Raw genomic sequence first — 2,085 nt, 5'->3', positions numbered from 1 at the left:
GCAGCTCGGCCAGGGCGCGCTCCACGCCGCGCAGCTGGCTGGCGCTGCGGTCGGCCAGCACGGCGGACCAGGCGGTCAGCGCGGCGCTCGCGCGCTGCAGCGCCTCGCGCCGTTCCGCCGCCAGCTGCAGGGCCAGGGCGGCCAGCAGCGCCGTGGCGGCCAGCGCCCCGATCAGCAGGGCCGGGCGCCGCCAGCGGGCGGAGGATCCGGGTTCATCGTCCATGGGAAAAAGCCAGGGGCATCGCCGTCATCCTGCCGGGGAGGGCGCCGACACGCCACACCAACCGGCGGGCTATGCCATGGGTGGCCGTTCGAAGGCAGCCAGATGGGCCAGCAGGGTGAGCGCGGCCGGGTAGTAGTCGCGGGCGGCGTCCACCGGTGGCAGATGGCGCGCCTGCGCCGCCGGGTCGGCCACCAGCAGGGCGACCGAGCGCATGCCGCTGTCGGCGGCATAAGGGGCGATGCTGTTGGCGGTGAACTCGGTCCAGGCCGGCATGCCGCCGGGAAAGGCGGTCCAGAAGGACAGCGCCGCCTGCGCCGCCGGCTCGTCATGCCGGCCGGCCCAGCTGAGGAACAGCGGCACCCGCACCGCGTCATAGGAGAAGCGCGGCGGCCAGCCCCAGGCCGGGCGCGGCCGCTGGCCGTCGGCCAGCCGCACCCAGTCGGCCGGCAGGCCCCAGCGGCCGAATCGGGCCTCGCGCAGCAGCGCCAGCCCGTCGCGGTGCAACTCGTCCCAGCGGCCCTCAGGGTGCAGCTGCGCCAGGGCGGGGAAGGCGGGGAACACGTAGTAGGAGGGGTTCACCACCACATAGCCGGGATGCTGGAAGCCGAAGGCGGCGGGCAGCAGCACGGCGCGGCCATCGACATCGCGCACGCAGAGCCGGTGCAGGTCCTGCGCGATGGCGCGCGCCTCGGCGCGCAGCTCCGGCCGCTTCCAGCGATGCGCGGCGCGCAGCAAGGCCCAGGCCATGAAGATGTCGCCATCGGTGGCGTTGTTGCTGTCCTCGACCGGGCGGGTGCGGTCGGGCTTCCAGATCCAGGCGGTGAGCGAATCATAGGGCCGGCGCAGTTCGCGCCGGGTCCAGCGAAGGATCAGGTCGAAGGCGGGCTGGTCGTCATAGGCGGTGGCCAGCAGCAGCGCCCAGCCCTGCCCCTCGGAATGCGAGACGTTGCGGTTGCCGGTGTCGATGACACGGCCGGAAGGCTCCAGGTAGCGCCGCTTGAACTCCGCCCAGTGCTCGCGGCCGCCCAGCGTCGGAGGATCGCGATACTCGGCATGGCCAGGCAGGCGGGGCGCGGCGGTCAACGCAGCGGTGCTGAGAGCGAACAGGCTGCGCCTTCCGAGCGGCGACATGGCGGTCCTGGCAGTCCTGGGCCTGGCGCCCAGGGAATCCGGGCGCTTTCGATAGAACAACGTTTACCTTTGCACCTTATGCGAGCACAAGTCCGCGATCCACCGTCCCCGCGTGTATTCTCCGGCGGGGGTGAAAATCCCTCCGCGAAGCTCAGGGCAACCCTGGGTTGCCGGGCGCCACCACGCGGCCCGGCGCGGTGGCGCGGCTGGCCAGCGCCAGGGCCAGGGCGAGCGCCAGGGCCAGGCTGCAAAGCCACCAGGGCTGCCAGGCGCCGAAGCTGGCCAGGAAAGTGACGAAGCCCGAGGCCATCGCGCCCAGCGGCCCGGCCGGCAACGCCAGCCGCCCCGCGGCGCGGCCCAGCAGCAGCAAGGCGAGGGCCGCCAGCACGGTGCCCACCCAGCCCAGCTCCAGCCGGATCTGCAGCGGGCCGTTGTGCGGGTGCAGCGGCATCACCGTCAGATGCGGCGCGGCGAACCAGTGCAGCAGCGCCGGGCTGCGCACGCCCAGGTCCGCCAGCCGCGCGGGGTCCGGCGCGTCATCGGCGCCGGGCAGGCTGCGCGCCGCTTCCATGCCCCAGCCCAGCAGCGGCTTCTCTGCCGCCCGCTCCAGCCCGAACTGCCAGATCACCAGCCGGTGGATGGCCGAGGGCGGCAGCCGCTCCACCACCGGCGCCACGCGCTGCAAGGCGGGGCCGAGCGCCAGCGGCGCCGCCAGCAGCACCAGCGCCATG

3 protein-coding genes are annotated in these 2,085 nt (G+C 74.1%); all 3 read right to left on the bottom strand.

Going from position 1 to position 2,085, the window contains the following annotated elements:
• Positions 1-223, bottom strand: a 223-nt coding sequence (locus HMPREF0731_RS24880; protein WP_007002401.1) for a hypothetical protein, incomplete at its 3' end; no start/stop codon positions are given.
• 69 nt (positions 224-292) lie between these two features.
• The gene (locus HMPREF0731_RS02365) at positions 293-1,306 is read right to left on the bottom strand and encodes a family 8 glycosyl hydrolase (protein ID WP_245538227.1); all 1,014 of its coding nucleotides are present in this window, start codon (positions 1,304-1,306) and stop codon (positions 293-295) included.
• 199 nt (positions 1,307-1,505) lie between these two features.
• A partial coding sequence (locus HMPREF0731_RS02360) for an O-antigen ligase family protein (RefSeq protein ID WP_040611852.1) occupies positions 1,506-2,085 on the bottom strand: 580 nt, incomplete at its 5' end.

This window comes from Pseudoroseomonas cervicalis ATCC 49957, from assembly GCF_000164635.1.
GTDB classification, from domain to species: Bacteria; Pseudomonadota; Alphaproteobacteria; order Acetobacterales; family Acetobacteraceae; genus Pseudoroseomonas; species Pseudoroseomonas cervicalis.
This window is presented reverse-complemented; position numbering and strand designations above follow the sequence as displayed.